Origin of the sequence: Actinokineospora sp. HUAS TT18 (assembly GCF_051364635.1) — a bacterium.
GTDB lineage: Bacteria > Actinomycetota > Actinomycetes > Mycobacteriales > Pseudonocardiaceae > Actinokineospora.
This window is the reverse complement of record NZ_CP195645.1, coordinates 5,460,458-5,484,464: the sequence shown is the minus strand read 5'-3', so window position 1 is coordinate 5,484,464 and position 24,007 is coordinate 5,460,458. Positions and strand designations below refer to the sequence as shown.

The following is a 24,007-nucleotide window of genomic DNA, read 5'->3' as shown; positions in this document are numbered from 1 at the left end:
GTCGACATTCCTGGAGTCCAGGAACACCCCTCGAACACCCACAGACCCAACGCTGACCGTTCATCCGATGTTCACCGCCGATCGGTGAATTTCGGCGTCCAACTCCTGGTGGGGCCGCGAAAATCAGGCCATCTGGAGGGGGTCGCATGAAGCGTCAGCTGAGCATCGGCTTGGCAGTTGTCCTGTTAGTCGCCGTGGTGGTCCTGATCGTGCGCGGGAGTGGCGACGAGAACGCCACCGCCGACGGGAAGACCGTGGTCAAGGGCGTCATCGGCTCGGAGAAGGTGGCCTTCTTCAACGACAAGCGGGTGATCGACGCCTTCGCCAAGCACGGGCTCACCGTGCAGGTCGACCCCGCCGGGTCGCGGCAGATCGCCACGTCGGTCGATCTCGGCAAGTACGACTTCGCGTTCCCGTCGTCGGCGCCCGCGGCGCAGAAGATCCAGCAGGACAAGAAGATCACCACGGTTTACACGCCGTTCCACTCGCCCATGGCGATCGCGACGTTCGACCCTATCGTCGACCTGCTGGCCAAGCAGGGGTCCGTCAAGCAGGCGGGCGAGTACCAGGTGCTCGACCTCGCCAAGTACCTCGAGCTCACCGCGGCGGGCACCCGCTGGGACCAGCTCCCCGGCAACACCGCCTACCCCGCGCGCAAGAACGTGCTGCTCACGACCACCGACCCGCGCAACTCCAACTCCGCGGCGATGTACCTCTCGGCCGTCTCGTTCGTGGCCAACGGCAACGCCGTCGTCAGCAGTCCGGCCGCCGAGGCCGCCGTGCTGCCCGCGATGTCGAAGCTGTTCCTCGACCAGGGCTACGCGCAGAACAGCACCGAGGCGCCCTTCGAGGACTACCTGTCCGCGGGCATGGGCAAGTCGCCCATGGTGGTCATCTACGAGTCGCAGTTCCTCGACCGCCAGACGCGCGGCGACGGGTCGATCCAAGGCGGCAGGCGACTGCTCTACCCATCCCCGACCGTGCTGTCCAAGCACACCCTGATCCCCTTGAAAGACCACGGTGACCAGGTCGGCAAGCTGCTCACCAGCGACCCCGAGCTGGCCAAGCTCGCCGCGGAGCTGGGCTTCCGCACCAATGACCCCAAGTACTTCCGCGACGTCGTCGGCGACCGCGCCCCCGCCGACCTGATCGACGTCGTCGAGCCGCCGTCGTTCGAGACGCTGGAGCGGCTGCTCGACGCGATCGGGAAGCAGTACGGATGATCCTCACCCCACCGGACCCGGTCGAACCGGTGCCGGTCGAGCGCGCCGCCGGGCTCATCCCGCTCACCGACGAGGCCCGCGCGTCCGCCGCCGACCGCGCCGAGAGGTTCACCGGCGACCTCGTCGCCCTCGACCCGCGCTCGCCCGACTTCGCCGACAAGATCGATGGTGTGCTGGCCGTCGGCGAGTCCGATATGCGGGTGGCGGCGTCGATCGCCTCGACGCTGCTCGACCGGTCGATGAAGACCGACTCGTCCACCGCGGTCACCACGACGATGGTCGAGCTGCGCCGCACCGTCGTCGAGCTCGACCCGAGCGGCCTGCCGACCACGCGCCGCAAGCTGCTCGGCGTCATCCCGTTCGGCAACGACGCGAAACGCCTCCTCGACCGCTACCGCGCCGCGAACACCCCGGTCAACCAGCTCGTCCTCCAACTGCGCACGCGCCAAGACCAACTGCGGCGCGACAACGCCGCGATCAAGGGCGAACGCGCGCGGCTGTGGGAGAACATGACGAAGCTGTCGGAGGCCGCGCTGCTCGCCGAGGCCGTCGACACCGCCGTCGACCGCCAGGCGGGCGTGCTCGACTTCGCCGACCCCGAGCGAGCCAAGGCGCTGCGGGCCGACGCGCTGCACCCGATCCGGCAGCGCCACCAGGACATCCTGACCCAGCTAGCCGTGTGCGCGCAGGGCTATCTCGCGCTGGACCTGGTGCGCCGCAACAACGACGAGCTGATCCGCGGCGTCGAGCGGGCCGCCACGACCACGGTCGCCGCGCTCAAGGTCGCGCTGGTGATCAGCGCGGCGCTGGCCGACCAGCGCGAGGTGATCGACGAGGTCAACGCGATCCGAGACGTCACCGACGGCCTCATCCGCGCCAACGGTCAGCTCATTTCCTTGCAGGGCGACGAGATCCGCGAGCTGAGCGCCGACCCGGCGGTCGGCGTCGCGGCGATCCGCGAGTCCTTCGACCAGATCTACCAGGCCATCGACGCCATCGACGACTACCGCGCGAGCGCCACGACCGCCATGGCGACAACGGTTTCCGCCCTGTCGGAGGAACTGCGCCGCGCTGAGAGCCGGCTGAGCCGGTCGCATGAGGGGGACTTATGAGGAAGCTCGCCGCGGTTGTCGCGCTGGCGTTGGCCCTTACCGCGTGTTCGGAGAACGAGGGCAACCCGATCAGCCCGGCCGAGCCGGGGAAGCTGCGCATCCTCGCGGGCAGTGAACTGGCCGACCTCAAACCCGTGCTGGACAAGGCCGCCGAGACCACCGGCGTCCGGGTCGAGTTCACCTTCTCGGGGACGATCGAAGGCGCGCAAGCGCTTGCGAGCGGGTCGGTCGACAGCCGGTACGACGCGGTCTGGTTCTCCAGCAACCGCTACCTCGAAGCACTGCCGGAAGCCGGGCGCAGACTCGGCAACCAGACCAAGATCATGGCCTCGCCGGTCGTGCTCGGCATCGCCGAGTCCAAGGCGAAGGCGCTCGGCTGGGCCGACAAGCCGGTGACGTGGGCCGACATCGCCACCGCCGCGGGCACGAAGTCGTTCAGCTACGGCATGACCGACCCGTCGTCGTCCAACTCCGGCTTCTCCGCGCTGGTCGGCGTGGCGTCCGCGCTCGCCGGGACGGGCAGCGCGATCAGCGCCGACCAGATCGCCAAGGTCACCCCCGACCTGAAGAAGTTCTTCACCGCGCAGGCGATGAGCGCGGGCTCGTCGGGCTGGCTGTCGGAGGCATACCAGCGGCGCGCGACCGGCGGCGACCCCGGCGAGAAGATCGACGGCCTGATCAACTACGAGTCGGTCCTGCTGACGCTCAACACGCAGCTGCCGGAGAAGCTCAAGCTGATCTACCCGACCGACGGCGTGGTCACCGCCGACTATCCGCTGACCCTGCTGGCCTCGGCCAACGACGCCGCCCGCGGCGACCACCAGAAGCTCGGCGACTACCTGCGCGGCGCCGACGCGCAGAAGTCGATCATGGAGTCGTCGAAGCGGCGCCCGGTTGTGCCGGGCGTGGCGCTGAGCGGCGAGTTCGGGCAGCAGAGCCTCGTGGAGCTGCCGTTCCCGGCCAAGCAGGAGGCGTTCGACGCGCTGCTGTCGGCCTACTTCGACCAGATCCGCAAGCCGTCGCGCACCCTCTACGTCCTCGACACGTCCGGCTCGATGAGCGGCGACCGCATCGAGGCGCTGCGGGCCGCGGTCACCGGCCTGACCGGCGCGAGCGACGACCTGGTCGGCCGCTACCGCAAGTTCCGCGGCCGCGAGGAGGTCACGCTGCTGCCGTTCAACTCCGGGCCCGGGCAGCCGACCACGTTCACCATCCCGGAGACCGGACAGGACGCCGAGTTGGAGCGGATCCGCGAGTTCGCCCGCGGCCTGAAGGCCAACGGCGGCACCGCGATCTACGACAGCCTCGACGCCGCGTACGCCGCGCTCGGGAGCCTGTCGCCGGACAAGTTCACCTCCATCGTGCTGATGACCGACGGGGAGAACTCGAACGGCTCGGACATCGACACGTGGGAGCGCAAGCACCAGTCCCGCAAGGCCGACCTGAAGCGCGTTCCCGTGTTCAGCGTGGTGTTCGGCGAGGGCGACAAATCCGAATTGGAGCGGGTCGCCACGGCGACCGGCGGCCGGGTGTTCGACGCCCGCGACGGCGCGCTCTCCGACGTGTTCCGGGAGATCCGTGGCTATCAGTAAGTACCTGGGTTCCACGAAGAACCTGGTCGGGTCCGCGCTCGGGCTCCTCGGCGTCCTGCTGCACGTCTTCGGCGTGGTCGGCGGGGTGTGGCCGGTCGTCGTGGTCGCGCTCTATCTGGTCGGCGCCCTCGCGGCGCCCCCGGAGAAGATCATCCTGGCCAACGACCTCGCCTCGCTGCGGGAGGGCCTCAACACCCTGCTGGGCAAGATCCGTGCGGCCCGGGTGCCCGCCGAGGCGACACCGCACGTCGACGCGCTCGCCGACGTCCTCGGGTCACTGTTGGCCCGCGACGACCTCGACGCGGACGCCACCCACGGCGTGACCCGGCTGGTCCGCACGGACATCCCTTTGGCCGTCGAGACCTACCTGAACCTGCCGTGGTGGTTCGCGGTGGCGAAGAAGGTGAACGGGACGAGCGCGGCCGACGAACTGGTGGCCCAACTGGGCTTGCTGGAGGCGGACGCGAAGGGCGTCGCGGGGCGGTTCTTCGACACCGACGTGCGCAAGCAGTCCGACCACACGCGCTACCTGAAGGAACGCACCCAGGAGAACTGACGGAACGCTGTGGCGCCCTGCGGGCAAGTGGGGGTGTGACGATGGCGAGCACGACCCCGGACCTGTCCGGCCCTAAGGGCGCAGGACCTGCAGGTTGCCCATCGCCGAGCCCAGGTCCGGCACCACCCGCACCTGCATCCCGTCCGGCACGTCCCCGCAGTCCGGCGGGACCAGCGCCTTGGTGAAGCCCAGTCGCATCGCCTCGGCCAGGCGCGTCCGCACGCCGCTGACGCGCCGGACCTCGCCCGCCAGGCCGACCTCGCCGACCACCACCAGGTCGTTGGGCAGCGCCACGTCGCGGGCGGCCGTCGCGACGGACAGGGCGATGGCCAGGTCCGCGGCGGGCTCGGTGATCTTCATGCCGCCCACGGTGGCCACGAACACGTCCGCGTCGCCCAGGCGCACGCCGCCGCGGCGTTCCAGGACGGCGAGGATCATGGCGATGCGGGACGAGTCGAGGCCGCTCACCGCGCGCCGGGGCGTGCCGAGGGCCGACTTCGACACCAGCGCCTGCACCTCGCCCAGCATCGGGCGCTTGCCGTCGACGGCGACCGTCACGGCTGTCCCGGCCACCGCCGTGTCGCGCTTGTTGAGGAACAGGCCGGACGGGTCGGTGACCCCGACGATGCCGTTCTCGACCAGTTCGAAGCAGCCCACCTCGTCGGCGGCGCCGAACCGGTTCTTCACCCCGCGCAGCAGCCGCAGCGTCGAGTGGCGGTCGCCCTCGAAGTGCAGGACGACGTCGACGAGGTGCTCCAGCACGCGGGGGCCCGCGATGGAGCCGTCCTTGGTGACGTGGCCGACCAGCAGCACCGGCAGACCGCGCTCCTTGGCGAGCGCCACCAGCGCCGCCGTCACCGCGCGGACCTGGGTGACGCCACCGGGGGTGCCGTCGACCTCCGGCGAGCCCATCGTCTGCACCGAGTCGACCACGAGCAGGCCAGGGTTCACCGCGTCCACGTGGCCCAGCAGCGCCGAGACGTCGCTCTCCGCGGCCAGGAACATCGACTGGTGGACGTTGCCGGTGCGCTCGGCCCGCAGCCGCACCTGGCCCGCGGACTCCTCACCGGTGACATACAGCGTCGGCCCGTGCGCGCCGTCGCGCGCGGCCCAGCGGTAGGCGACCTCCAGCAGCAGCGTCGACTTGCCCACGCCGGGCTCACCGGCCAGCAGGACCACCGCCCCCGGCACGAGACCGCCGCCCAGCACCCGGTCCAGCTCCGACACGCCAGTGCGCCGCGCCCTGGACGACTCGACGTCGACCTCGGCGATCGGCCGCGCGGGCACGCTGGGCAGCCCCGCGGTGATCTTGACTAGCGCCGCGCGGGGGACGCCCGCCTCGGAGAGCGTGCCCCATGCCTGGCACTCCGGGCAGCGCCCGACCCACTTGGCGACGCCGTGGCCGCACTCGGCACAGCGGTAACTCGGCTTGGACGGTTTGGCCACGCGATCAAGCTAGCGCCCCGCCCCGACAGAACCGCGGAGCAACGCCATCACCACCGCTCGGCCCCGAAGGGGACGCCATGTTTCAGTGGTCGGAGTCGCCGCGCGGGGCGTTCGGGGAGGCGATCGGGAGTTCGACGGTGACCGAGCCGGACTTGGCGAAGACGAACGTGACCGGAATCATGCGACCCGGGAACAGCTTCTCCTTCAGCCCCACCAGCACGATCTTGATCTTGCCGACCTGCGGCTTGGCCGACGACGTCGGCGCGGCCGTCGTGGTCGGGTGCGCCTCACTCGTCCCGTGGGCGCCGCTCGACGGGGTCGCCGAGCCGGACGGGTTCGCCGTGCCGGACGGCGTCACCGAGCCGGAGGGCGCCGACGTCGGAGTGGGCGTCGGGGCGACCGACGAGTGGGCCTCCGCCTCGGCCTCTTCGCCCGGCGTGCCCACGACCAGCGCGGCGGTGCCCGGCACGTTCTTGTCGCCCACCAGCTCGACCTCGGTGGCGAACGGCGAGCTGACCTCGACCAGTTCGTCGGCCTCGGCGCCGGAGTTGACGATGGTCAGGATGAGCGGGGCGTCGGCACCCGCGGCGTAGTGGCCGCCGTGCGGGTAGGCGAGGGCGGCGTCGCGCAGGGCGAGCTTGCCCGCCTGCGACATGGCGCCGTTGACAGCCGGCAATTGGGAATCGGTCTGGGTGATCTGCCCAGCACTGCATCCGACGGCGCCCAGGACGGCGACAAGGCTGAGTCCCAGCGCGGCCGGGGCGATGCGCAGCCGTCCGGTCGAGTTCTGCTGTACACGACTCACGAGAGCTCCTGCGTCTGGTGCGGACTATCCAACTGTCGAGCGGAAGCGTAGCCGGGACAACGAATCGCGCTCACGTGTGGTCGGACACCCCGATCAACAGCGCGCCGCAATCACGTCCACAGTGGATCTATTCCGACCGGTATCGCCATCACCCGAAATAGGGGTTGAGTACAGACCACTCGCACTTGTCAACCCCCGTCCATCGCATCATGTGGCCGCTGACCTGCGAAGACCCACACCGCTCCCCTCTCGTGGACAAGGCAGCACGTGTTAAGATGACCGTAGCGAAAGGGGCAGAGGACACATGGTTTTCAAGGTCGGAGAGACCGTCGTCTACCCGCACCACGGTGCCGCACTCATCGAAGCGATCGAGACCCGCGTGATCAAGGGCGAGGAAAAGCAGTACCTCGTCCTCAAGGTCGCGCAGGGTGACCTCACGGTTCGCGTCCCCGCAGACAACGCCGAGATCGTCGGCGTGCGGGATGTCGTGGGTCAAGAGGGCCTCAACCGCGTCTTCGATGTCCTGCGCGCTCCCCACACCGAGGAGCCGACCAACTGGTCGCGTCGGTACAAGGCCAACCTCGAGAAGCTCGCCTCCGGCGACGTGAACAAGGTGGCCGAAGTGGTGCGAGACCTCTGGCGGCGGGAGAAGGATCGAGGTCTGTCCGCGGGCGAGAAGCGGATGCTGGCCAAAGCTCGGCAGATACTGGTCAGTGAACTGGCGCTGGCCGAAGGCACCGACGAAGACAAGGCTGAGGTCCTGCTCGACGAGGTCCTGGCAACCGCCACAGTCTGACCCGCACGTCCGACCGGGCCACTCCCGGAAGCCCGATTGAGACTTGCATGACATCCCCAGCGTCCGCGGAGCCGGGCATGAGCGTCGTCGCGCTCGTGCCCGCCGCCGGGCGTGGTGAACGTCTCGGCGCCTCCGTGCCCAAGGCGCTCGTCGAGGTCCGCGGGGAACCTCTGCTCATCCATGCCGTGCGCGGCCTGCTCGACGCGGGCCGCGTGCGGCATGTCGTCGTCGCGGCCCCTCCCGCCCTGGTCGACGCCACAGCCAAGCTGCTGGCCGACGCGGGGCTGCCCGCCGACGTCATCGCGGGCGGCGCCGACCGGACGGCCTCGGTCGGCCTCGCCCTGCGCCACGCCCTCGACGTGATTCCCGACACGCGCGTCGTGCTGGTCCACGACGCGGCCCGCGCGTTCACCCCGCCCGCCGTGATCCGGGCCGTCATCGCGGCGGTCGAGGCGGGAGCGCGGGCGGTGATCCCGGTCCTGCCGGTGGCCGACACGGTCAAGCAGGTGGACACCGGCGGCGTCGTGCTCGCCACCCCGGACCGCTCGGCACTCCGGATCGTCCAGACCCCGCAGGGCTTCGACGCCGCGACCCTGGTGTCCGCGCACGCGCTGGCCGACTCGGCGACCGACGACGCGGGCCTGGTCGAGCGGCTGGGCATCCCGGTCGCCACGGTCCTCGGCCACCCGCATGCGATGAAAATCACAACGCCGTTCGACCTCGCCATCGCCGAGTCCGTCCTGGCGGTTGTTCAACAATCCGAACGTTCACCTGTTGAACAATCCTCCGATCGAAAGCAGGGCGTGTGAGGGTCGGCATCGGCACCGACGTGCACCCGATCGAGGCTGGCCGCGACTGCTGGGTCGCGGGCCTGCGTTGGGACGGCGTCGACGGCTGCGCGGGGCACTCCGACGGTGACGTCGTCGCCCACGCGCTGTGTGACGCCCTGCTGTCCGCCGCGGGCCTAGGCGACCTCGGCGCGGTCTTCGGCACCGGCGACCCCCGGTGGGCGGGAGCCTCCGGCGTCACCCTGCTGGCCCACGTCCGCGACCTTCTGGCCGCCGACGGCTGGCAGGTCGGCAACGCGGCCGTGCAGGTCATCGGCAACGAGCCCAAGGTCGGCAAGCGCCGTGCCGAGGCCCAGCAGGTCCTCTCCGAGGCCGTCGGCGGGCCCGTCTCCGTCTCCGGGACCACGACGGACGGCCTGGGCCTGACCGGTCGCGGCGAGGGCATCGCCGCGATCGCCACCGCCTTGATCGTTCCGAACCGGTAAGTTGGTCTTGTGGCCGTGCGTGGCGTCCTCCTGGACTTCTCCGGCACCCTCTTCCGCCTGGAACTGGGTGCCGCGTGGGTTCGCGGGCTGCGCAACGCCGACGGCAGCGAGGTGACGCAGGCCCAGCAGGCCGAACTGCTCGCCGTGTTCACCGCGGGCCCCTCCAAGCACCTGCCCGCCGAGCACCGCGCGGCGTGGCACCGCCGCGACCTCGGCGCCGACATCCACCGCACCGTCTACCTCGCCGCGATGCGGGCCGCGGGCATGGACATCGGGCCCGGCGTGGCCGAGACGCTGTACGACCGCATCCGCGACGCCGAGTCCTGGCAGCCCTACCCCGACACCGTCGCCGCGCTGAAGGCGCTCAAGGCCGAGGGCGTCCCGGTCGCGGTGGTCAGCAACATCGCGTGGGAGATCGAACCGGTCTTCGTCCACCACGGCGCCGCCGACCTGGTCGACACCTACGTCCTGTCCTACGTCGAGGGCGTCATGAAGCCCGACGCGAAGATCTTCCAGACCGCCTGCGAGCGCATCGGCGTCGAGCCGGAGCACGCACTGATGATCGGCGACGACATGTCCGCCGACGCGGGCGCCACGGCGCTGGGCTGTCGGTTCGAGCGGGTGGAGCCGCAGGCGACGCACGAGCGCCACGACGCGCTGCTGACCGCGCTGCGCACACACGGGCTCGCTGCCTGAACTCGGTGGCCAGAACCACGGCCCGTACCATTTCCCGTAAGCTTTGAAATTCCCCACAGGAGAACGCCGTGTCCCTGCACATCTTCGACAGCGCCACCCGTGGCCTGCGTGAGTTCACCCCACTGAAAGCCGGGGCGGCCTCGATCTACGTGTGCGGCGCGACGGTGCAGGGGATCCCGCACATCGGGCACGTGCGCAGCGGCCTCAACTTCGACGTGCTGCGCCGCTGGCTGGCCCACCGCGGTCACGACGTCACGCTGGTCCGCAACGTCACCGACATCGAAGACAAGATCATCACCAAGGCCGCGGAGGCGGGCAGGCCGTGGTGGGAGTGGGCCGCCACGCACGAGCGCGCCTTCGACGCGGCCTACAGCGAACTCGGCTGCGAGCCGCCGACGATCCAGCCGCGCGCGACCGGCCACATCACCCAGATGGTCGACCTCATGCAGCGGTTGATCGACGCGGGCCACGCCTACGCGGCGGCGGGCGACGTCTACTTCTCCGTGCCGTCGTTCCCCGCCTACGGCGAGCTGTCCGGGCACAAGCTCGACGACTGGAACCAGGGCGAGTCGATCGCCGAGGGCAAGCGCGACCACCACGACTTCACCCTGTGGAAGGGCGCGAAGCCGGGCGAGCCGTCGTGGCCGTCGCCCTGGGGCCCGGGCAGGCCCGGCTGGCACCTGGAGTGCTCGGCGATGGCGTCGATGTACTTGGGGCCGGAGTTCGACATCCACGGCGGCGGCATCGACCTGGTGTTCCCGCACCACGAGAACGAGCAGGCCCAGTCCCGCGCGGCCGGGGACGGCTTCGCGCGCTACTGGATGCACAACGCGTGGGTCACCATGAGCGGCGAGAAGATGTCGAAGTCGCTGGGCAACGTGGTGTCGATCCCGGAGATGATCAGCCGGGTGCGTCCGCAGGAACTGCGCTACTACCTCGTCGGGCCGCACTACCGCTCGATGATCGAGTACTCGGAGGCCGCGCTGGAGGAGTCGGTGCGTGCCTACCAGCGCGTCGAGTCCTTCCTGCGCAAGATCACCCAGCGCACGGGCAGCGTCGAGGTCGGGGCGCCGAGCGACGAGTTCGTCGCGGCGATGGACGCCGACCTGGCCACCCCCGCCGCGCTCGCCGCGGTGCACAACGCGGTGCGCGTCGGCAACACCGCGCTGGACGACGGCGATGACGCCGCCGCCCGCGAAGCGGCTTCGGCCGTGCGCGGGATGACAGACATTCTCGGCCTGGACCCGTTGTCCGCCAAGTGGTCCGATCGGTCCACTGAGGACACCGGACTGCGCGCGGCGGTCGCCGCGCTGGTCGAGGGACTGCTCGATGAGCGCCAGCGCGCGCGGGCGGACAAGGACTTCGCCCTCGCCGACGCCATTCGAGACCGCCTGCTCAACGCGGGCATCGCCGTCGAGGACACCCCCGGCGGTCCGCTGTGGACAGTGAAGGACTGACGTGGCAGGCAATTCCAGGCGCCAGGGCGCGATGCGCAAACCAGGCACCAAGAAGGGTGCCGTCGTCGGCTCCGGCGGCCAGCGGCGCAAGGGCTTGGAGGGCAAGGGCCCCACGCCGAAGGCCGAGGACCGCCCGAAGCACAAGGCGCACCGGGCGGCCAACGCCGCGGCCCGGCGCGACAGCAAGTCGAAGGACCGCCCCACCAACGAGATCGTCGCGGGCCGCAACCCGGTCGTGGAGTGCCTGCGCGCCCAGATCCCGGCCACGGCCCTCTACGTCGCGCTGGGCATCGACGCCGACGACCGCGTCGCCGACGCGGTGCGCATGGCCGCCGACCGGGGCATCTCGGTGCTGGAGGTCTCCCGCCCCGAACTCGACCGCCTCACCGGCGGCGCGATGCACCAGGGGCTCGGCCTGCAGGTCCCGCCGTTCGAGTACGCGCACCCGGACGACCTGCTCGACGTCGAGACCGACGAGCCCCCGCTGATCGTGGCCCTCGACGGCGTCACCGACCCGCGCAACCTGGGTGCGGTCATCCGCTCCGCGGCCGCCTTCGGCGCCAACGGCGTCCTGCTCCCCCAGCGCCGCAGCGCGGGCATCACCGCCGTCGCGTGGCGCACGAGCGCGGGCACGGCCGCGAAGCTGCCGGTGGCCATCGCGACCAACCTGACCCGCGAACTGCGCGAGATGGCCGGCCGCGGCCTGATGATCGTCGGCCTGGACGCCGACGGCACCATGGAACTCGACGACCTGACCCTGGCGACCTCGCCGCTGGTCGTGGTGGTCGGCTCCGAAGGACGCGGCCTGTCCCGCCTGGTCCGCGAAGCCTGCGACGCCACCGTGTCGATCCCCATGTCCGCGGGCGTCGAGTCGCTCAACGCCTCGGTCGCCGCCGGGGTCGTGCTCGCCGAGGTCGCGCGCCGCCGCCGGGCGGCGGGGCGCGTCTGACCCACCGGCCCCCGACGCCGACGAGGGCATGTCCCCTCGTCGGCTAGGGTCTTGGCGATTGCCGGTCGAGGGGGCAAGAAAGTGTCGTTCGCCAGCCCGTTGTTCCTGTGGTTCTTCACGCCCGTCGTGCTGGCGGGTGTGCTGTTGGCGCCGCGGCACTGGCGCAACGGGATCATCGCGGTGGCGAGCCTGCTGTTCTACGCCGCGGGCGCCGGGCCGACCACCCTGCTGCTGCTCGCGTGCATGGCCGTGAACTTCCTGGCGGGCCCCTACCTCGAACCCACCGAGTGGGACACCGGCAGGCGCAGGCGCAGGCTGCTCGTGGCCGTCGTCGGGTTCGACGTCGCGGTGCTGGTGGTGTGGAAGTACGCGGGGTTCGCCACCGAGCAGCTCGCCGGGTTCGCGCGGCTGCTCGGCGGGGACTTCCCCGTGGTCCACCTGCTGCTGCCGATCGGCATCTCGTTCTACACCTTCCACCACATCTCGTACGTGGTCGACATCTACCGCGGCGAGCGGACGGCGCTGCGCAAGCCGGTGTCGTTCATCACCTACATCGCGATGTTCCCGCAGCTCGTGGCCGGTCCGATCGTGCGGTACCGGGAGATCGCCGACCAGCTCCCGCAGGTGCGCACCCACCGCCTCGACGACGTCGCCTCCGGGTTCCCGCGGTTCGCGCTGGGGCTGTGCAAGAAGGTGATCATCGCCGACTCGCTGAGCCCTCTGGTCGAGCAGTGCTTCGCCACCCCGGCCGACCAGATGACCTTCGCCGTGGCGTGGCTTGGCGCGATCGCCTACACGCTGCAGCTGTACTTCGACTTCTCCGGCTACTCGGACATGGCGATCGGCCTCGGCCGGATGCTCGGGTTCCGGCTGCCGGAGAACTTCGCCCGCCCGTACTCGTCGGTCACGATCACCGAGTTCTGGCGCCGCTGGCACATGTCGCTGTCCCGCTGGTTCCGCGACTACGTCTACATCCCCCTCGGCGGCAACCGCGCGGGCGCGGGCAAGACGTACCGCAACCTGTGCATCGTGTTCGTCCTGACCGGCCTGTGGCACGGCGCGAACTGGACATTCCTGGTGTGGGGCGTCTTCCACGGCGCCCTGCTGATCGTGGAGCGCGGCTACGGCCTCGACCAGACCCCCACCGACCCCCTCCGCCGCTACGCTCGCCGCGCGCTGACGATGGTCCTGGTCATCGTCGGCTGGGTGTTCTTCCGCGCCGCCGACCTGGGATCGGCCCTGGTCATGATCGGCCACATGCTGCTGCCGGACTTCAACGGGCTGACGGACCAGGTCGACGCGGCTCTGGGCAACCAGGTGCTGCTCGTGCTGCTGGTGGCACTGGTGATCGTCGTGCTGCCCGCGAGCCCGGTCACCGGCCCACTGCTGGAGTCCTCGCGCGGCCGCGTGGCCACCGCGTTGCGGGTCGCGGTCATGGGACCGGGCCTGCTGTGGGCAACGATCTTGGTCGCGACGGGCACTTTCAGCCCATTTCTCTACTACCAGTTCTGACCCGGGTGCTTTAATCGCTCCAACCTGGGGAGGGCGCATGTACCGGATCATGGCTGGACTTGTCGGTTTAACGGCGGTGACCGCGCTCGGGTTGGGCATGGCGGGTCACTCCGTGACCGGCGTGGCGAGTCCGGTAGGCGATACCGATCTTCGGGCCGCGGTTCTGTCGGTCTGCCCTTACTCCGGCACGTCGCTCCGCCAAGGGACGATGGTCCGCGACATCCAGGGCGGGTACTCCCTCGCCGCGCCTACGGCCGACGGCAGGCTGCTCTTCTGCACAAACAACTTCAACGGGGACAGCAGTCACTCGATGGAGCCGCAACCAGTCAAGCTCAACGATGCCAAGATCGGCGGGACCTACGGCCACGGCCTGAGCTGGTCTGTCCACAACCCCATTGGATTCACCGCCGTCGGGCACACCGCCGCGGATGTCACGAGGGTCGAGATCCTGGTGCCGGACGGCACCGTGGTGTCCGCGGTGGCGCAGGATGGAGCGTTCGCCTTCACCGTCCGGGGATTCGATGTCGACTCCCTGCTGACGATGCAGGGCCGCGCGTTCAACGCCGCGGGGGACCTCATCTACGAGGGCCTGCTCAACCACCTTCCGCCGAACTGATCGCTTGCTGGACCGACGCGGCCGGGTCGCCCAGGTGGTAGATCCGTTCCGACTCCTCGATGCCGTCCAGGAACTCCTGGTACCGCACGGCGTACATCAGGTGGGCCAGCGGTTCCCCGATTCGCAGTGCCCGCTCGGGATCGCACCCAGGCACCCGTTCCCGCCAGGCCGCGCACCACGTCGTCGTGACGATCTCGCGGTGGGCGGGCAGGAAGTCACGGGCGCGGAGGCCGTCGAGGAACGGGTCGCCCACGTAGGCGTCGGCGAAGTCCAACACACGGGTGGGACCGCAGGCTGAGCGCCAGTTCCCGGGGTGGAAATCGCCGTGCACCAGGGTGGTCGGCAGGCCGCACTCGGCCAACTCCGGCCACCGCGCCGCCAAACGCTCGGCGGCCCGGATCTCCGACACAGTCAGCTCGGGCAGGGTCGACAGCAAGGGATCGATCAGCAGCGTGCGATGCGGTAGGCCGGGTGGTGGGACCGCCGCGGCCTGGGCGGCGACGAAGCGGGTGATCGTGCCCGCCACGGTGTCCGCGTCGGTCTCCCAGCAGTCCGCCCCGGGGATGTCCTCGATCAGCAGCCGCCCCGGTGCCGAGGCGACCACCGTGGGCACCGCCGTGGGATCGGCCGCCGCGAATGCCGCGATCACCGCGGCCTCGTCGGCGGCGAACGGCGGGGTCGCCTTGAGCCACACCGGACCCGAGGCCGTCGGCAGGGTGAACAGCGCGGACAGGTTCCACGTGCGCCGCTGACGCGCGGGTCCCGTCAGCGGCCTGCCCAAGGCGGCGAGCGTGGACGCCGCCCAGTCGAGCAGGTCACGCAGGCCGTCGGCCCTGGCCCACGAGGACCGCAGCGGGTTGTCATCGACGGCGAAAGGCACCCCTGGCCGGTCCGGTCGGCGCAGGGCCTCCGCGTGATAGCGGACGTGCCCGCCGCGCATCCCGTCGCCATCGGTCGAGAGCAGCCGCAGGACGTGGACCGGCACCCCGATCGCGGCCGAGACCCAGTCGACGACCTCGCCGACCTCCGACCACCACGGAACCGAGACGGCGAACGGGCCGACCTCCCCGAAGGACTCCGGCCCCGCCGTCACCACCGCGCTGACAGTTCGGCTCACCCGTAAAGCCTCCCGCGCCGCGCATCCGAATTTCGCTGGTCACCCGTTCGGCACCGGCCCGCGCGTGCGATGCTCAGCCCGAACGAGGAGGCACATCCATGGACTGGCAGGCCATCGCGGCGGATTTCTCCGCGAACTGGCATGTCTACGTGTCCATGCCGTTCATCGCCGCGATCATCGGCTACATCACCAAGCGCGCGGCCATCGAGATGATGTACGAGCCGGTGGAGTTCGTCGGGGTCGGGTTCGTCGGGTGGCAGGGCGTGATCCCGCGCAACGCCCACCGCATGGCCAGCGTCGCCATGGAGCTGATGACGACCAACCTGATCGACCCGAAGGAGATCTTCGCCAGGCTCGACCCGAAGAAGGTCGCCGTCGAGCTGCGCGAGCCGATCGAGCTGGCCGTCGACGAGATCACCCGGGAGCTGCTGGCCCAGTACCAGCCGAACCTGTGGGAGCTGATGCCCGAGCGGGCGCAGCGGCTGGTCATCGACCGGGTGCGGGCCGAGGCGCCGCGCATGGTCGAGAAGCTCATGGCCGAGCTGGCCGACAACATCGAGGACGTGCTCGACGTCAAGGACATGGCCGTGCGCAACCTGGTGCGCGACAAGGCCATGCTCAACCGGCTCATCCGCGACACGGCCAAGCCCGAGATGCGGTTCATCGCGATGTCGGGCATCTACTTCGGCTTCGTGATCGGCCTGGTCCAGCTCGTCACGTGGGCGCTGACGAAGAACCCGTGGGTCATGCCGATCTTCGGCGGCCTCACCGGCTGGCTGACCGACTGGCTCGCCCTCAAGATGATCTTCTTCCCCCGGCAGCCGCGGGAGTTCCTCGGCGTGACCTGGCAGGGCATGTTCCAGAAGCGGCGGATGGAGGTCGCCCGCGACTACGGCGACCTGATCGCCAAGGAGATCCTGACCGTCCACAATGTCCTGGAGGCGGTGCTCACCGGGCCGAAGTCCGACCGGCTGTACGCGATGATCCAGCGCGAGGTTCAGCGGTCGATCGACAGCCAGATCAGCGTCGTCAAGCCGTTCGTCGTGGCCGCCGTCGGCCCGCGCCGCTACCAGGAGATGAAGCACGCCGCGGCGCGCAAGGCGATCGAGAAGATCCCCGACACCGTCCGCCACGTCGAGTCCTACGCGACCGGCGCGCTCGACATCCGCAACACGATCATCAAGCAGATCCAGGCGCTCACCCCGCTGCAGTACGAGGGCCTGCTGCGGCCCGCGTTCAAACAGGACGAGTGGAAGCTGATCGCCGTCGGCGCGATCATCGGGTTCCTCGTCGGTGAGCTGCAGGTCCTGCTCGTCCTGCACTGAGCTAACCTACCTGCCAGTAGCACTGAGGGAGGCGGCCGGTGGACTTCGCGGAACACTGGCCTGTCTATGTCTCGATGCCGTTCATCGCGGCCGCCATCGGCTACGTGACTAAGCGCGTGGCCATCGAGATGATGTTCCGGCCCCTGCGCTTCATCGGGATCTGGCCGCCCTATCTCGGCTGGCAGGGCGTGGTCCCGCGCAGCTCGGCCCGGATGATCCGCGTCTCCGCGCAGCTCATCACCACCCGGCTCATCGACCCGCGCGAGATCGCCGACCGGCTCGACGCCGACGAGGTGGCCCGCCGCATCCAGGGCCCACTGCTCCTGACGATCGAGGAGATCGCGCGCGACGTCATGGAGCGGTATCACCCGCAGCTGTGGGAGATGCTGCCGGTGCTGGCCCAGGACCTGATCATCAAGCAGGTGCAGGCCGGGGCGCCGGTCATGGTCAAGAAGATCATGCACGAGATCCGGTCCGACATCGGCGAGGTGCTCGACGTCGAACAGGTCGCCGTCGAGGCCCTGCAGCGGGACAAAGAGCTGCTGGTCCGGCTCATCCGCGACATCTCCCGCCCGGAGATGGCCTTCATCGCCCGCTGCGGCATCTACTTCGGCTTCGTCCTCGGCATCGTGCAGACCGCCGTCTGGGCGCTCACCCAGGAGCCGCTGATCCTGCCGATCTTCGGCGCGTCCATCGGCTGGCTGACCGACTGGCTCGCGATCAAGCTGGTGTTCTTCCCCCGCGAACGCACCCGGATCCTCGGGATCTTCCCGTTCCAGGGCGTCTTCCAGCGCCGCCGCGCCGAGGTCGCCAGGCAGTACGGCGAACTCGTCGCCCGCGAGGTCATGACCGTGCCGAACATCATCGACGGCATCCTGCGCGGCCCCAAGTCCGACCGCCTGCTCACCATGATCCAGCGCATCGTGCAGAAGACGGTCGACGAGCAGGCCAGCATCGCCAAGCCGTTCGTCGCGGTCGCCGTCGGCACCAAGCGCTTCCAGGAGATGAAGCACGCCGCCGCCGACAAGGCCATGACCTACCTTGGCGACACCGCGCTGCGCGCCGAGCCCTACGCCACCGAGGCACTCGACATCGGCAACACCATCGCCGCCAAGATGAACCGCCTGAGCCGCGTCGAGTACGAGGGCCTGCTGCGGCCCGCGTTCCGCCAGGACGAGTGGAAGCTGATCGCGGTCGGCGCCGTCATCGGCGGCCTGGTCGGCGAACTGCAGGCGCTACTGCTGCTGCACTAAGTGCGGACCAGGCCCCGGGAGCGGCTGACCACCCAGCACACGACGTAGATCAGGAACGAGATCGCGGTGACGAACGCGCTCACCGGCGCGCCCGGCGCCAGCGACAGCACGATCCCGCCGACCGCCGAGACCTCGGCGAACAGCACCGCGAGCAGCGTCGCCCGCACCGGGTTGGCCGTGATCCGGCAGGCCGCCGCGGCGGGCGTCACCATCAGCGCCAGCACCAGCAGCGACCCGACCGTCCGCACGCCCAGCGCGGTCGCGACACCCACCAGGACCGCGAACACCACCGCCAGCAGCGTCGTCGGCACCCCCCTGGCCCGCGCGACCTCAGGGTCGACGCTGGCGAACAGCAGCGGCCGGTAGATCACCGCCAGCACCACGAACACGCCCGCCGCGCACCCGATCAGCAGCGCCAGGCTCGCGAAGTCCTGGCCGACGATCTGCCCGGTGAGCAGCCCGAACTTGTTCGACGCGCGGCCCCGGTACAGCCACAGCATCAGCACGCCGAGCCCGAGGCCGAAGGCGAGCACGACACCGATCACCGAGTCGTAGTCCGAGCTGCGCCGCGACAGCAGGCCCAGCACCACCGCGGCCACGATCGCCCCGGCGAGCGCGCCGCCGCCGATGTCCCAGCCCAGCAGCAGCGCCGCCGCGCCACCGGTCAGCGCCAGCTCACTGGTGCCGTGCACCGAGAACGCCATGTTCCGGCTGACGATCAGCGGCCCCAGCACCCCGGCGAGCAGGCCGAGCACCGCCGCGGCGAGCAGCGCGGCGAGCACGAAGTCCAGGCGCAGCAGCTGCGCGGTCAGCCCGAAGTCGAAGACCTTGTCCACGTCAGTGCTCTCCGTGGTGGTGCGGGGTGTCCTCGCACAGGTCGCTGTGCGCGCCGATGACGTGGATCTGGCCGCGCACCCGCACGACCTCGACGCTGGTCCCGTACAGCGCGGTGAGCGTGGCCGAGGTCATGACCTCCGCGGGGGTGCCGACCCGGAAGCGGCCGTCGACCAGGTACAGGACCCGGTCGACCAGCGGCAGGATCGGGTTGATCTCGTGGGTGACGAACAGCACCGCCGTGTTGGCCGCGCGCCTGCGGGCGTCGATCAGCGAACTCACGACAGCCTGGTTGGCGAGGTCGAGGGAGAGCAGCGGCTCGTCGCACAACAGCACCCGCGGGTCGTTGACCAGCGCCTGGGCCACCCGCAGCCGCTGCTGCTCGCCGCCGGACAGCAGGCCGACCGACCGGTCGGCGAACCCGGTCCCGCCGACCTCGGCGATGGCCTGGTCGACCCGGGCCGCCCGAGCGCGCCTGCCTGCGATGCCCAGACCCCAGCGGTGCCCGTCGTAGCCGAGCCCGACGAGGTCGCGGCCGCGCAGGGCCAGCGTGGGTTCCAGTGCCCGCTGCTGCGGGATGTAGCCGATGCGGCTGTTGCCCCGGCCGGGCGCGGCACCGGCGATCTCCACCGTGCCCGCGCTGAGCTGCTGCAGTCCGAGCAGCACCCGCAGCAGGCTCGTCTTGCCCGACCCGTTGGGGCCGAGCACGGCGATGAACTCCCCGGGCCGCACGTCGAGGTCGAGCCCGTCCCACAGCACGCGGTCGCCGTAGGACAGGCGGGCGCCGCGCAGCGCCACGGCGGCCGCCGCGTCCGATGTGGACGCGGCGACCGTGCGCGAACCGGGGTCAATCGTCATGCCGCCGCCAAGGCTCCCGAGAGCGAGTCGACCTGCTTGGTCATCCAGTCAAGGTAGCTGGTCACACCCTGTGGCAGCGTCTCGGTCACGGCCACGACCGGGATGCCCGCCGCGACGGCCTTGTCCTTGATCGACTTGGTGACCGGGGTCTCGGTCTGCTCGTTGTAGATCAGCGCCACGACCTGCTTTCCCGTGACGAGCGCCTCGGTCTCGGCGACCGCGGCGGCGGGCGGGTCGGTCTCCTCCTCGATGGCCTCGGCGAACTCCTCGGGGGTCGCGTCGGTCAACCCGGCGTGTTCGAGCAGCAGGCCCGCGACCGGCTCGGAGGCCACGACCTTGGCGCCCGGCTTGGCCTTGCCGATGGCCTCGGCCTTGGCCTCCAGCTCCTCCAGCTTGGCGCTGAACGCCTTGGCGTTGGCGGCGTACTCGTCCTTGTGCGCGGCGTCGACGGCCGACAGCTCGTCGGCGATCTTGCCCGCGACCGCCTCGACGGTGTGGAAGTCGTACCAGACGTGCTCGTTGGCGTGGTCGTGCCCGGCCTCGGCGGGCGCCGCAGAGGGCTCCTCGTGCTTCTCGGCCAGGTCGACCGCGACGATCTTGCGCAGGTCGCCGCCCGCGTTGTCCGCGAGACCGGCGAAGAAGTCGTCGTAGCCGCCGCCGTTGGACACCGCGAGCTTGGCGCCCTGGAAGGCGGCCGAGTCGGCGGGCTTGGCCTCATAGCCGTGCGGGTCGCCCGCGGGATCGCTGATCACGGACTTCACCGCGACCCGGTCGCCGCCGACGGCGCGCACGACGCTGCCCCAGACGATCGTCGAGGTGACCACGGCGACCTTGCCCGCGTCGGCCCCGCCGTCGGCGGTGGTGGCGGCATCGCCGCACGCGGTCGCGCCCAGCAGGGTCAGCGCCGCGAGACCCGCCGCGACGGAACGTGATGGACGGATGGTCATGGGCACTCCTGTGGACGATCAGCGCGAGTGGTCGACAATGGAAACCGTTGTCGATTGGCAGCATACGTCACCGGAGCCGCCCGTGTGCACTCGACCGGGTGACCCCGGCTGGACACGGGAGAGCACGGGCCGGACTTCTGCAATTGGTTCTGAACCGTTACGGTCAGCTCCATGGCCCGGTCTATGCATGTGCGACGACCTGCGACGCTGGCTTCGCTGGCGGCGGAGCTCGGGGTGTCCCGCACCACGGTGTCCAACGCGTACAACCGCCCTGACCAGCTCTCGCCCGAGCTGCGCAGGCGGGTGTTGGAGACCGCCCGGCGGCTGGGCTATCCCGGCCCGGACCCGGTCGCGCGGTCCCTGCGCACCCGCAAGGCGGGCGCGGTCGGACTGCTGCTCACCGAGAACCTCTCCTACGCCTTCCGCGACCCTGCGGCGCTGGGATTCCTCGAAGGACTGGCATTGGCCTGCGAGGGCGCGGGCCAGGGCCTGCACCTGGTGCCGGTCAACCCGGAGCGCGAGGACGTCGCCGCGGTCCACCGGGCCGGTGTGGACGGCTTCGTCGTCTACTCCGTACCCGACGACGACCCGCACCTGGCGGCCGTGCTCTCCCGGCCGGTGCCGACCGTGGTCGCCGACCAGCCCACGGTGGACGGTGTCGACCGCGTCGGGATCGACGACCGCGGCGCGATCATGCGGCTGGCGCAGGAGCTGATCACCCTCGGCCACCGCCGGGTCGGCGTCATCTGCATGCGCCTGGCCCGCGACCGCAACGACGGCTTCGCCACCCCGCAGCGCCAGCAGGACGCCCACTTCCACGTCCAGCGCACCCGCCTGCAGGGCCTGTCGGACGCCTTCACCAAGGTCGGCGTCGACTGGACGCGCATCCCGGTGGTCGAGCGGTTCGACCACACCACCGCCAGCGGCGCCTCCGCCGCGGCCCAGCTGCTCGACGCCGACCGCGACGTCACGGCGCTGATCTGCACGTCGGACATCCTCGCGCTGGGCGCCATGACCGAGGCCAAGCGCCGCGGCCTGCGGGTGCCGCAGGACCTGACGATCACCGGGTTCGACGGCATCGCCGAGGCCGACCGGGTGGGTCTCACCACCGTGCGGCAGCCGGTGCTGGAGAAGGGCAAGGCCGCGGGCAAGCTCCTGCTGGCCTCCCCGGACCCGACCCGCCCGCGCGAGATCACCCTGGACACCGAACTGGTGCTCGGCCAGACCTCGGCCGCCCCGCGCACCCAGGAGGAACGCTGGTTCGGGCCCTAACGGGTCAGGGTCAGCGGAACGGCGGGCCCGACGAGGGCGCCCAGGTGCGGTGTCACGGCGTAGACGCCTGCCTGCACCGTGGTGCGCTTGCGCGGGCACCCCGGCGCGGACGTGCGGCCCGCCCAGTTGACCGCGAACTCCAGCCGCTCACCAGGCTGCATGATCCGCGGCTCCGGCCCCTTCGGCGAGTAGCAGTCGTTGCTCGACCACACCCGCACCGAGCCGTCGGGTGAGGTGATCACCAGCTCGCGCGCCTCGTCGCTGACGTCGCGGGTGCACGGCACCGGACCGGCGTTGGTCACGACGAGCTTCAACGCTGGCCGCTGTCCCACCCGGTAGGCGGGCGCGCCGACCTCGGCGGTGACGCCGATCGCCGCGTCCGGGCACGGCAGGTTCGGGTCCGGTGGCGGAGGCGGCGGGGTGGTCGGGGCGGGCGGCGGCGTCTCCCCGCTCGACGACGGCGGCGCCGTGCTGGACGACGCGGGCGGCGGGCTCGACACCGTCGACGGTGGCGCGCTCGCCTGCAGCGCCGCCACGAGCCCCTGCAGCTCCGGGTCGCCCTCGCTGCCGACCAGGCCGCCGATCAGCCAGACAAGCGCGACCACTCCGAGAACCGACCCCGCGACGGCGTACGCGCGCCGCCGCAGGTACACACCCCGCGACACTGCTCCGGATGGGTCGTTCACCTCGAAAACGGTAACGCCACGACCACCCACAGCGATTCTCTTGCCCCTCCACGATCGGGGGGTGTCGCGTGCCCAATTCGTCCACAATCAGTGAGATTCGTCTATTCAGGCTTGTCCGAACCTCGAGAGGGACGTTCCAATCTCTGGTCACAGCGTCCCCCTGACCTGGAGGTGCCCATGGCCGCCACTGACGACCTTCTCCAGCGCCATCTGGACGGCCCCGACCACGGTGCGCCGAACATCCTCACGCCGGTGCCCAGCCTGCATCTGGCCGTCGTGACCTGCATGGACGCGCGCATCAAGGTCTTCGACGTCTTCGGCCTCAAGCACGGCGAGGTCCACATCCTGCGCAACGCGGGCGGCGTGGTGACCGACGACGTGATCCGGTCCCTGGCGATCAGCCAGCGCAGGCTGAAGACCAAGGAGGTGATCGTGATGCAGCACACGCTGTGTGGCCTGATGACGATCACCGAGGACGAGTTCAAGGACGAACTCGAACACGACACCGGCCTGCGTCCACCGTGGGCGGTCGAGGCGTTCCGCGAGGTCAAGGACAGCGTCCGCCAGTCGATGGAGCGCGTCCGGCGCAGCCCGTTCCTGCTGCACAACGAGGTCCGCGGCTTCGTCTACGACGTGAACACCGCCCTACTGACCGAGGTCGACTAGCCGCCTCCCCGGGATTTCTTCTCCGGTAGTCGCGAACCGGACAACGGTGCCTGAATGCGGTCACCGTGGTCCGGTGGCGTCACGGTCCCCTTAGGCGCGGGTGGGTGCCGTGGCGGCTTCCGGCATGACTAACTTGATGAGGCGATGGAGCTCAACGCCGTAGTCGACTGGTTCGACGCCAACGCCCGCGACCTGCCCTGGCGCCACCCGGGGACCACCGGCTGGGGTGTGCTGGTCAGCGAGATCATGCTGCAGCAGACCCCGGTCGCCAGGGTGGAGCCGATCTGGCACGCCTGGATGGCGCGCTGGCCTGTGCCCTCGGCCCTGGCCGCCGAGACGCCGGGTGAGGTCGTGCGGGCGTGGGGCAAGCTCGGCTACCCCCGCCGCGCGCTGCGGCTGCACGAGGCGGCGGGGGTGATCGCCGCCGAGCACGGCGACGTGGTCCCCGCCGACGTCGACACCCTGCTCGGCCTGCCCGGCATCGGCGCCTACACCGCCCGCGCGGTGGCCGCGTTCGCCTACGGCAGGCGGGCGCCGGTGGTCGACACCAACGTCCGCCGGGTCGTCGCGCGGGCCGTCAACGGCGAGGGCGAGGCCGGTCCGCCGTCGACCACCCGCGACCTCGCCGAAGTCGAAGCGCTGCTCCCCGCCGCCGACGCCGAGGCCGCGCGGGCGTCAGCGGCGCTCATGGAATTGGGCGCTCTGGTGTGCACGGCGCGTTCACCCCGCTGTGTGGACTGTCCAGTGCTGTCCACCTGCGCCTGGCAGCGTGCCGGACGACCCGCCTACACCGGTCCTTCCAAAGCGCCACAACGGTTCGCGGGCACCGACCGGCAGGTCCGCGGGCTGCTTCTGGACGTGTTGCGCGGGTCGGCCGAGCCCGCCGCCAAGTCGCGCCTCGACCAGGTTTGGCCTGACCCTGGACAGCGCGACCGGTGTCTGGACTCGCTCTTGGTGGACGGCCTGGTCGAGCAGACGACCGACGGACTGTTCGCACTGCCCGGCGAACACTGACC

24 protein-coding genes are annotated in these 24,007 nt (G+C 70.6%); 17 read left to right on the top strand and 7 right to left on the bottom strand.

Annotation, left to right across the window (positions count from 1 at the left end; all coding sequences use genetic code 11):
- Positions 1–146: 146 nt before the first annotated feature.
- The 4 genes from ACSHT8_RS25325 to ACSHT8_RS25310 are packed head-to-tail and all read left to right on the top strand — an operon-like array spanning position 147 to position 4,483.
- A complete protein-coding gene (locus tag ACSHT8_RS25325) occupies positions 147–1,223 on the top strand; it encodes a hypothetical protein (RefSeq protein WP_436493392.1) in 1,077 nt (358 codons plus the stop codon).
- Complete coding sequence (locus ACSHT8_RS25320) at positions 1,220–2,335, top strand: toxic anion resistance protein (RefSeq protein WP_436493391.1); 1,116 nt, start codon at positions 1,220–1,222, stop codon at positions 2,333–2,335. Before ACSHT8_RS25325 ends, ACSHT8_RS25320 begins: the two co-directional genes overlap by 4 nt.
- Positions 2,332–3,927 carry a substrate-binding domain-containing protein gene (locus ACSHT8_RS25315; RefSeq protein WP_436493390.1) on the top strand — a complete coding sequence of 532 codons (1,596 nt, stop codon included), beginning with the start codon at positions 2,332–2,334 and terminating at the stop codon, positions 3,925–3,927. The genes ACSHT8_RS25320 and ACSHT8_RS25315 overlap by 4 nt, the downstream gene beginning before the upstream one ends.
- The gene (locus ACSHT8_RS25310; RefSeq protein ID WP_436493389.1) at positions 3,914–4,483 is read left to right on the top strand and encodes a hypothetical protein; all 570 of its coding nucleotides are present in this window, start codon (positions 3,914–3,916) and stop codon (positions 4,481–4,483) included. The genes ACSHT8_RS25315 and ACSHT8_RS25310 overlap by 14 nt, the downstream gene beginning before the upstream one ends.
- Positions 4,484–4,555: 72 nt before the next feature.
- Here ACSHT8_RS25310 and radA read toward each other — a convergent pair whose 3' ends face one another.
- Entirely contained in the window at positions 4,556–5,929 is a 1,374-nt protein-coding gene (radA, locus tag ACSHT8_RS25305) for a DNA repair protein RadA (protein ID WP_436493388.1), read from the bottom strand.
- Positions 5,930–6,011: 82 nt separating this feature from the next.
- A complete protein-coding gene (locus ACSHT8_RS25300) occupies positions 6,012–6,734 on the bottom strand; it encodes a hypothetical protein (RefSeq protein ID WP_436493387.1) in 723 nt (240 codons plus the stop codon).
- Between the two features lie 304 nt (positions 6,735–7,038).
- Between ACSHT8_RS25300 and ACSHT8_RS25295 the strand changes: the two genes are divergently transcribed.
- The 8 genes from ACSHT8_RS25295 to ACSHT8_RS25260 all read left to right on the top strand — a co-directional run bounded on the left by ACSHT8_RS25295 (position 7,039) and on the right by ACSHT8_RS25260 (position 14,033).
- Positions 7,039–7,530 carry a CarD family transcriptional regulator gene (locus ACSHT8_RS25295; protein WP_054053984.1) on the top strand — a complete coding sequence of 164 codons (492 nt, stop codon included), beginning with the start codon at positions 7,039–7,041 and terminating at the stop codon, positions 7,528–7,530.
- A 77-nt stretch (positions 7,531–7,607) separates the two neighbouring features.
- Positions 7,608–8,339 (top strand): 2-C-methyl-D-erythritol 4-phosphate cytidylyltransferase, encoded by a 732-nt coding sequence (gene ispD, locus ACSHT8_RS25290; protein ID WP_436493386.1) that lies wholly within the window; start codon positions 7,608–7,610, stop codon positions 8,337–8,339.
- The gene (gene ispF / locus ACSHT8_RS25285) at positions 8,336–8,803 is read left to right on the top strand and encodes a 2-C-methyl-D-erythritol 2,4-cyclodiphosphate synthase (RefSeq protein WP_436493385.1); all 468 of its coding nucleotides are present in this window, start codon (positions 8,336–8,338) and stop codon (positions 8,801–8,803) included. Before ispD ends, ispF begins: the two co-directional genes overlap by 4 nt.
- 9 nt (positions 8,804–8,812) lie before the next feature.
- Positions 8,813–9,499 (top strand): HAD family hydrolase, encoded by a 687-nt coding sequence (locus ACSHT8_RS25280; protein ID WP_436493384.1) that lies wholly within the window; start codon positions 8,813–8,815, stop codon positions 9,497–9,499.
- Between the two features lie 68 nt (positions 9,500–9,567).
- On the top strand, positions 9,568–10,956 hold the full coding sequence (cysS, locus tag ACSHT8_RS25275) for a cysteine--tRNA ligase (RefSeq protein WP_436493383.1): 1,389 nt from the start codon (positions 9,568–9,570) through the stop codon (positions 10,954–10,956).
- A 1-nt stretch (position 10,957) separates the two neighbouring features.
- On the top strand, positions 10,958–11,905 hold the full coding sequence (gene rlmB, locus ACSHT8_RS25270) for a 23S rRNA (guanosine(2251)-2'-O)-methyltransferase RlmB (RefSeq protein ID WP_436493382.1): 948 nt from the start codon (positions 10,958–10,960) through the stop codon (positions 11,903–11,905).
- Between the two features lie 81 nt (positions 11,906–11,986).
- Positions 11,987–13,417, top strand: a complete 1,431-nt coding sequence (locus tag ACSHT8_RS25265; RefSeq protein ID WP_436493381.1) for an MBOAT family O-acyltransferase — start codon at positions 11,987–11,989, stop codon at positions 13,415–13,417.
- Between the two features lie 37 nt (positions 13,418–13,454).
- Positions 13,455–14,033 carry a hypothetical protein gene (locus ACSHT8_RS25260; RefSeq protein ID WP_436493380.1) on the top strand — a complete coding sequence of 193 codons (579 nt, stop codon included), beginning with the start codon at positions 13,455–13,457 and terminating at the stop codon, positions 14,031–14,033.
- Here the strand turns inward: ACSHT8_RS25260 and ACSHT8_RS25255 are convergent.
- Positions 14,011–15,150 (bottom strand): aminoglycoside phosphotransferase family protein, encoded by a 1,140-nt coding sequence (locus ACSHT8_RS25255; protein ID WP_436493379.1) that lies wholly within the window; start codon positions 15,148–15,150, stop codon positions 14,011–14,013. The two genes, ACSHT8_RS25260 and ACSHT8_RS25255, sit on opposite strands and share 23 nt — an antisense overlap.
- A gap of 98 nt (positions 15,151–15,248) precedes the next feature.
- Here ACSHT8_RS25255 and ACSHT8_RS25250 point away from each other — a divergent pair, with 98 nt between their 5' ends.
- A complete protein-coding gene (locus tag ACSHT8_RS25250; RefSeq protein WP_436493378.1) occupies positions 15,249–16,475 on the top strand; it encodes a DUF445 domain-containing protein in 1,227 nt (408 codons plus the stop codon).
- 74 nt (positions 16,476–16,549) lie between these two features.
- Positions 16,550–17,728 carry a DUF445 domain-containing protein gene (locus ACSHT8_RS25245; protein WP_436502175.1) on the top strand — a complete coding sequence of 393 codons (1,179 nt, stop codon included), beginning with the start codon at positions 16,550–16,552 and terminating at the stop codon, positions 17,726–17,728.
- On the opposite strand, the gene ACSHT8_RS25240 is transcribed toward ACSHT8_RS25245, so the two are convergent.
- Genes ACSHT8_RS25240 through ACSHT8_RS25230 form a run of 3 tightly spaced genes read right to left on the bottom strand, consistent with a single transcriptional unit; the run spans position 17,725 to position 20,367 of the window.
- Positions 17,725–18,564, bottom strand: a complete 840-nt coding sequence (locus tag ACSHT8_RS25240) for a metal ABC transporter permease (RefSeq protein ID WP_436493377.1) — start codon at positions 18,562–18,564, stop codon at positions 17,725–17,727. The two genes, ACSHT8_RS25245 and ACSHT8_RS25240, sit on opposite strands and share 4 nt — an antisense overlap.
- 1 nt (position 18,565) lies before the next feature.
- Positions 18,566–19,420 (bottom strand): metal ABC transporter ATP-binding protein, encoded by an 855-nt coding sequence (locus ACSHT8_RS25235; RefSeq protein ID WP_436493376.1) that lies wholly within the window; start codon positions 19,418–19,420, stop codon positions 18,566–18,568.
- On the bottom strand, positions 19,417–20,367 hold the full coding sequence (locus ACSHT8_RS25230) for a metal ABC transporter solute-binding protein, Zn/Mn family (RefSeq protein WP_436493375.1): 951 nt from the start codon (positions 20,365–20,367) through the stop codon (positions 19,417–19,419). Before ACSHT8_RS25230 ends, ACSHT8_RS25235 begins: the two co-directional genes overlap by 4 nt.
- A gap of 171 nt (positions 20,368–20,538) precedes the next feature.
- On the opposite strand from ACSHT8_RS25230, the gene ACSHT8_RS25225 reads away from it, so the two are divergent.
- Positions 20,539–21,639, top strand: coding sequence for a LacI family DNA-binding transcriptional regulator (locus ACSHT8_RS25225; protein ID WP_436493374.1), 1,101 nt, complete (start codon positions 20,539–20,541; stop codon positions 21,637–21,639).
- Here the strand turns inward: ACSHT8_RS25225 and ACSHT8_RS25220 are convergent.
- Positions 21,636–22,325, bottom strand: coding sequence for a hypothetical protein (locus ACSHT8_RS25220; RefSeq protein ID WP_436493373.1), 690 nt, complete (start codon positions 22,323–22,325; stop codon positions 21,636–21,638). The genes ACSHT8_RS25225 and ACSHT8_RS25220 overlap by 4 nt on opposite strands.
- Before the next feature lie 177 nt (positions 22,326–22,502).
- Between ACSHT8_RS25220 and ACSHT8_RS25215 the strand changes: the two genes are divergently transcribed.
- Both ACSHT8_RS25215 and ACSHT8_RS25210 read left to right on the top strand, forming a co-directional pair.
- Positions 22,503–22,991 (top strand): beta-class carbonic anhydrase, encoded by a 489-nt coding sequence (locus ACSHT8_RS25215; RefSeq protein ID WP_436493372.1) that lies wholly within the window; start codon positions 22,503–22,505, stop codon positions 22,989–22,991.
- A gap of 144 nt (positions 22,992–23,135) precedes the next feature.
- Complete coding sequence (locus ACSHT8_RS25210) at positions 23,136–24,005, top strand: A/G-specific adenine glycosylase (RefSeq protein ID WP_436493371.1); 870 nt, start codon at positions 23,136–23,138, stop codon at positions 24,003–24,005.
- Positions 24,006–24,007: the final 2 nt, after the last annotated feature.

Excerpts from the sequence above, each read along its gene's own strand:
- ACSHT8_RS25325 (WP_436493392.1), top strand. The coding sequence starts at position 147 with ATGAAGCGTCAGCTGAGCATCGGCTTGGCAGTTGTCCTGTTAGTCGCC.
- ACSHT8_RS25320 (WP_436493391.1), top strand. The coding sequence starts at position 1,220 with ATGATCCTCACCCCACCGGACCCGGTCGAACCGGTGCCGGTCGAGCGC.
- ACSHT8_RS25315 (WP_436493390.1), top strand. The coding sequence starts at position 2,332 with ATGAGGAAGCTCGCCGCGGTTGTCGCGCTGGCGTTGGCCCTTACCGCG.
- ACSHT8_RS25295 (WP_054053984.1), top strand. The coding sequence starts at position 7,039 with ATGGTTTTCAAGGTCGGAGAGACCGTCGTCTACCCGCACCACGGTGCC.
- ispD (WP_436493386.1), top strand. The coding sequence starts at position 7,608 with ATGAGCGTCGTCGCGCTCGTGCCCGCCGCCGGGCGTGGTGAACGTCTC.
- ACSHT8_RS25260 (WP_436493380.1), top strand. The coding sequence starts at position 13,455 with ATGTACCGGATCATGGCTGGACTTGTCGGTTTAACGGCGGTGACCGCG.
- ACSHT8_RS25250 (WP_436493378.1), top strand. The coding sequence starts at position 15,249 with ATGGACTGGCAGGCCATCGCGGCGGATTTCTCCGCGAACTGGCATGTC.
- ACSHT8_RS25245 (WP_436502175.1), top strand. The coding sequence starts at position 16,550 with ATGCCGTTCATCGCGGCCGCCATCGGCTACGTGACTAAGCGCGTGGCC.
- ACSHT8_RS25235 (WP_436493376.1), bottom strand. The coding sequence starts at position 19,420 with ATGACGATTGACCCCGGTTCGCGCACGGTCGCCGCGTCCACATCGGAC.
- ACSHT8_RS25230 (WP_436493375.1), bottom strand. The coding sequence starts at position 20,367 with ATGACCATCCGTCCATCACGTTCCGTCGCGGCGGGTCTCGCGGCGCTG.
- ACSHT8_RS25225 (WP_436493374.1), top strand. The coding sequence starts at position 20,539 with ATGGCCCGGTCTATGCATGTGCGACGACCTGCGACGCTGGCTTCGCTG.
- ACSHT8_RS25215 (WP_436493372.1), top strand. The coding sequence starts at position 22,503 with ATGGCCGCCACTGACGACCTTCTCCAGCGCCATCTGGACGGCCCCGAC.
- ACSHT8_RS25210 (WP_436493371.1), top strand. The coding sequence starts at position 23,136 with ATGGAGCTCAACGCCGTAGTCGACTGGTTCGACGCCAACGCCCGCGAC.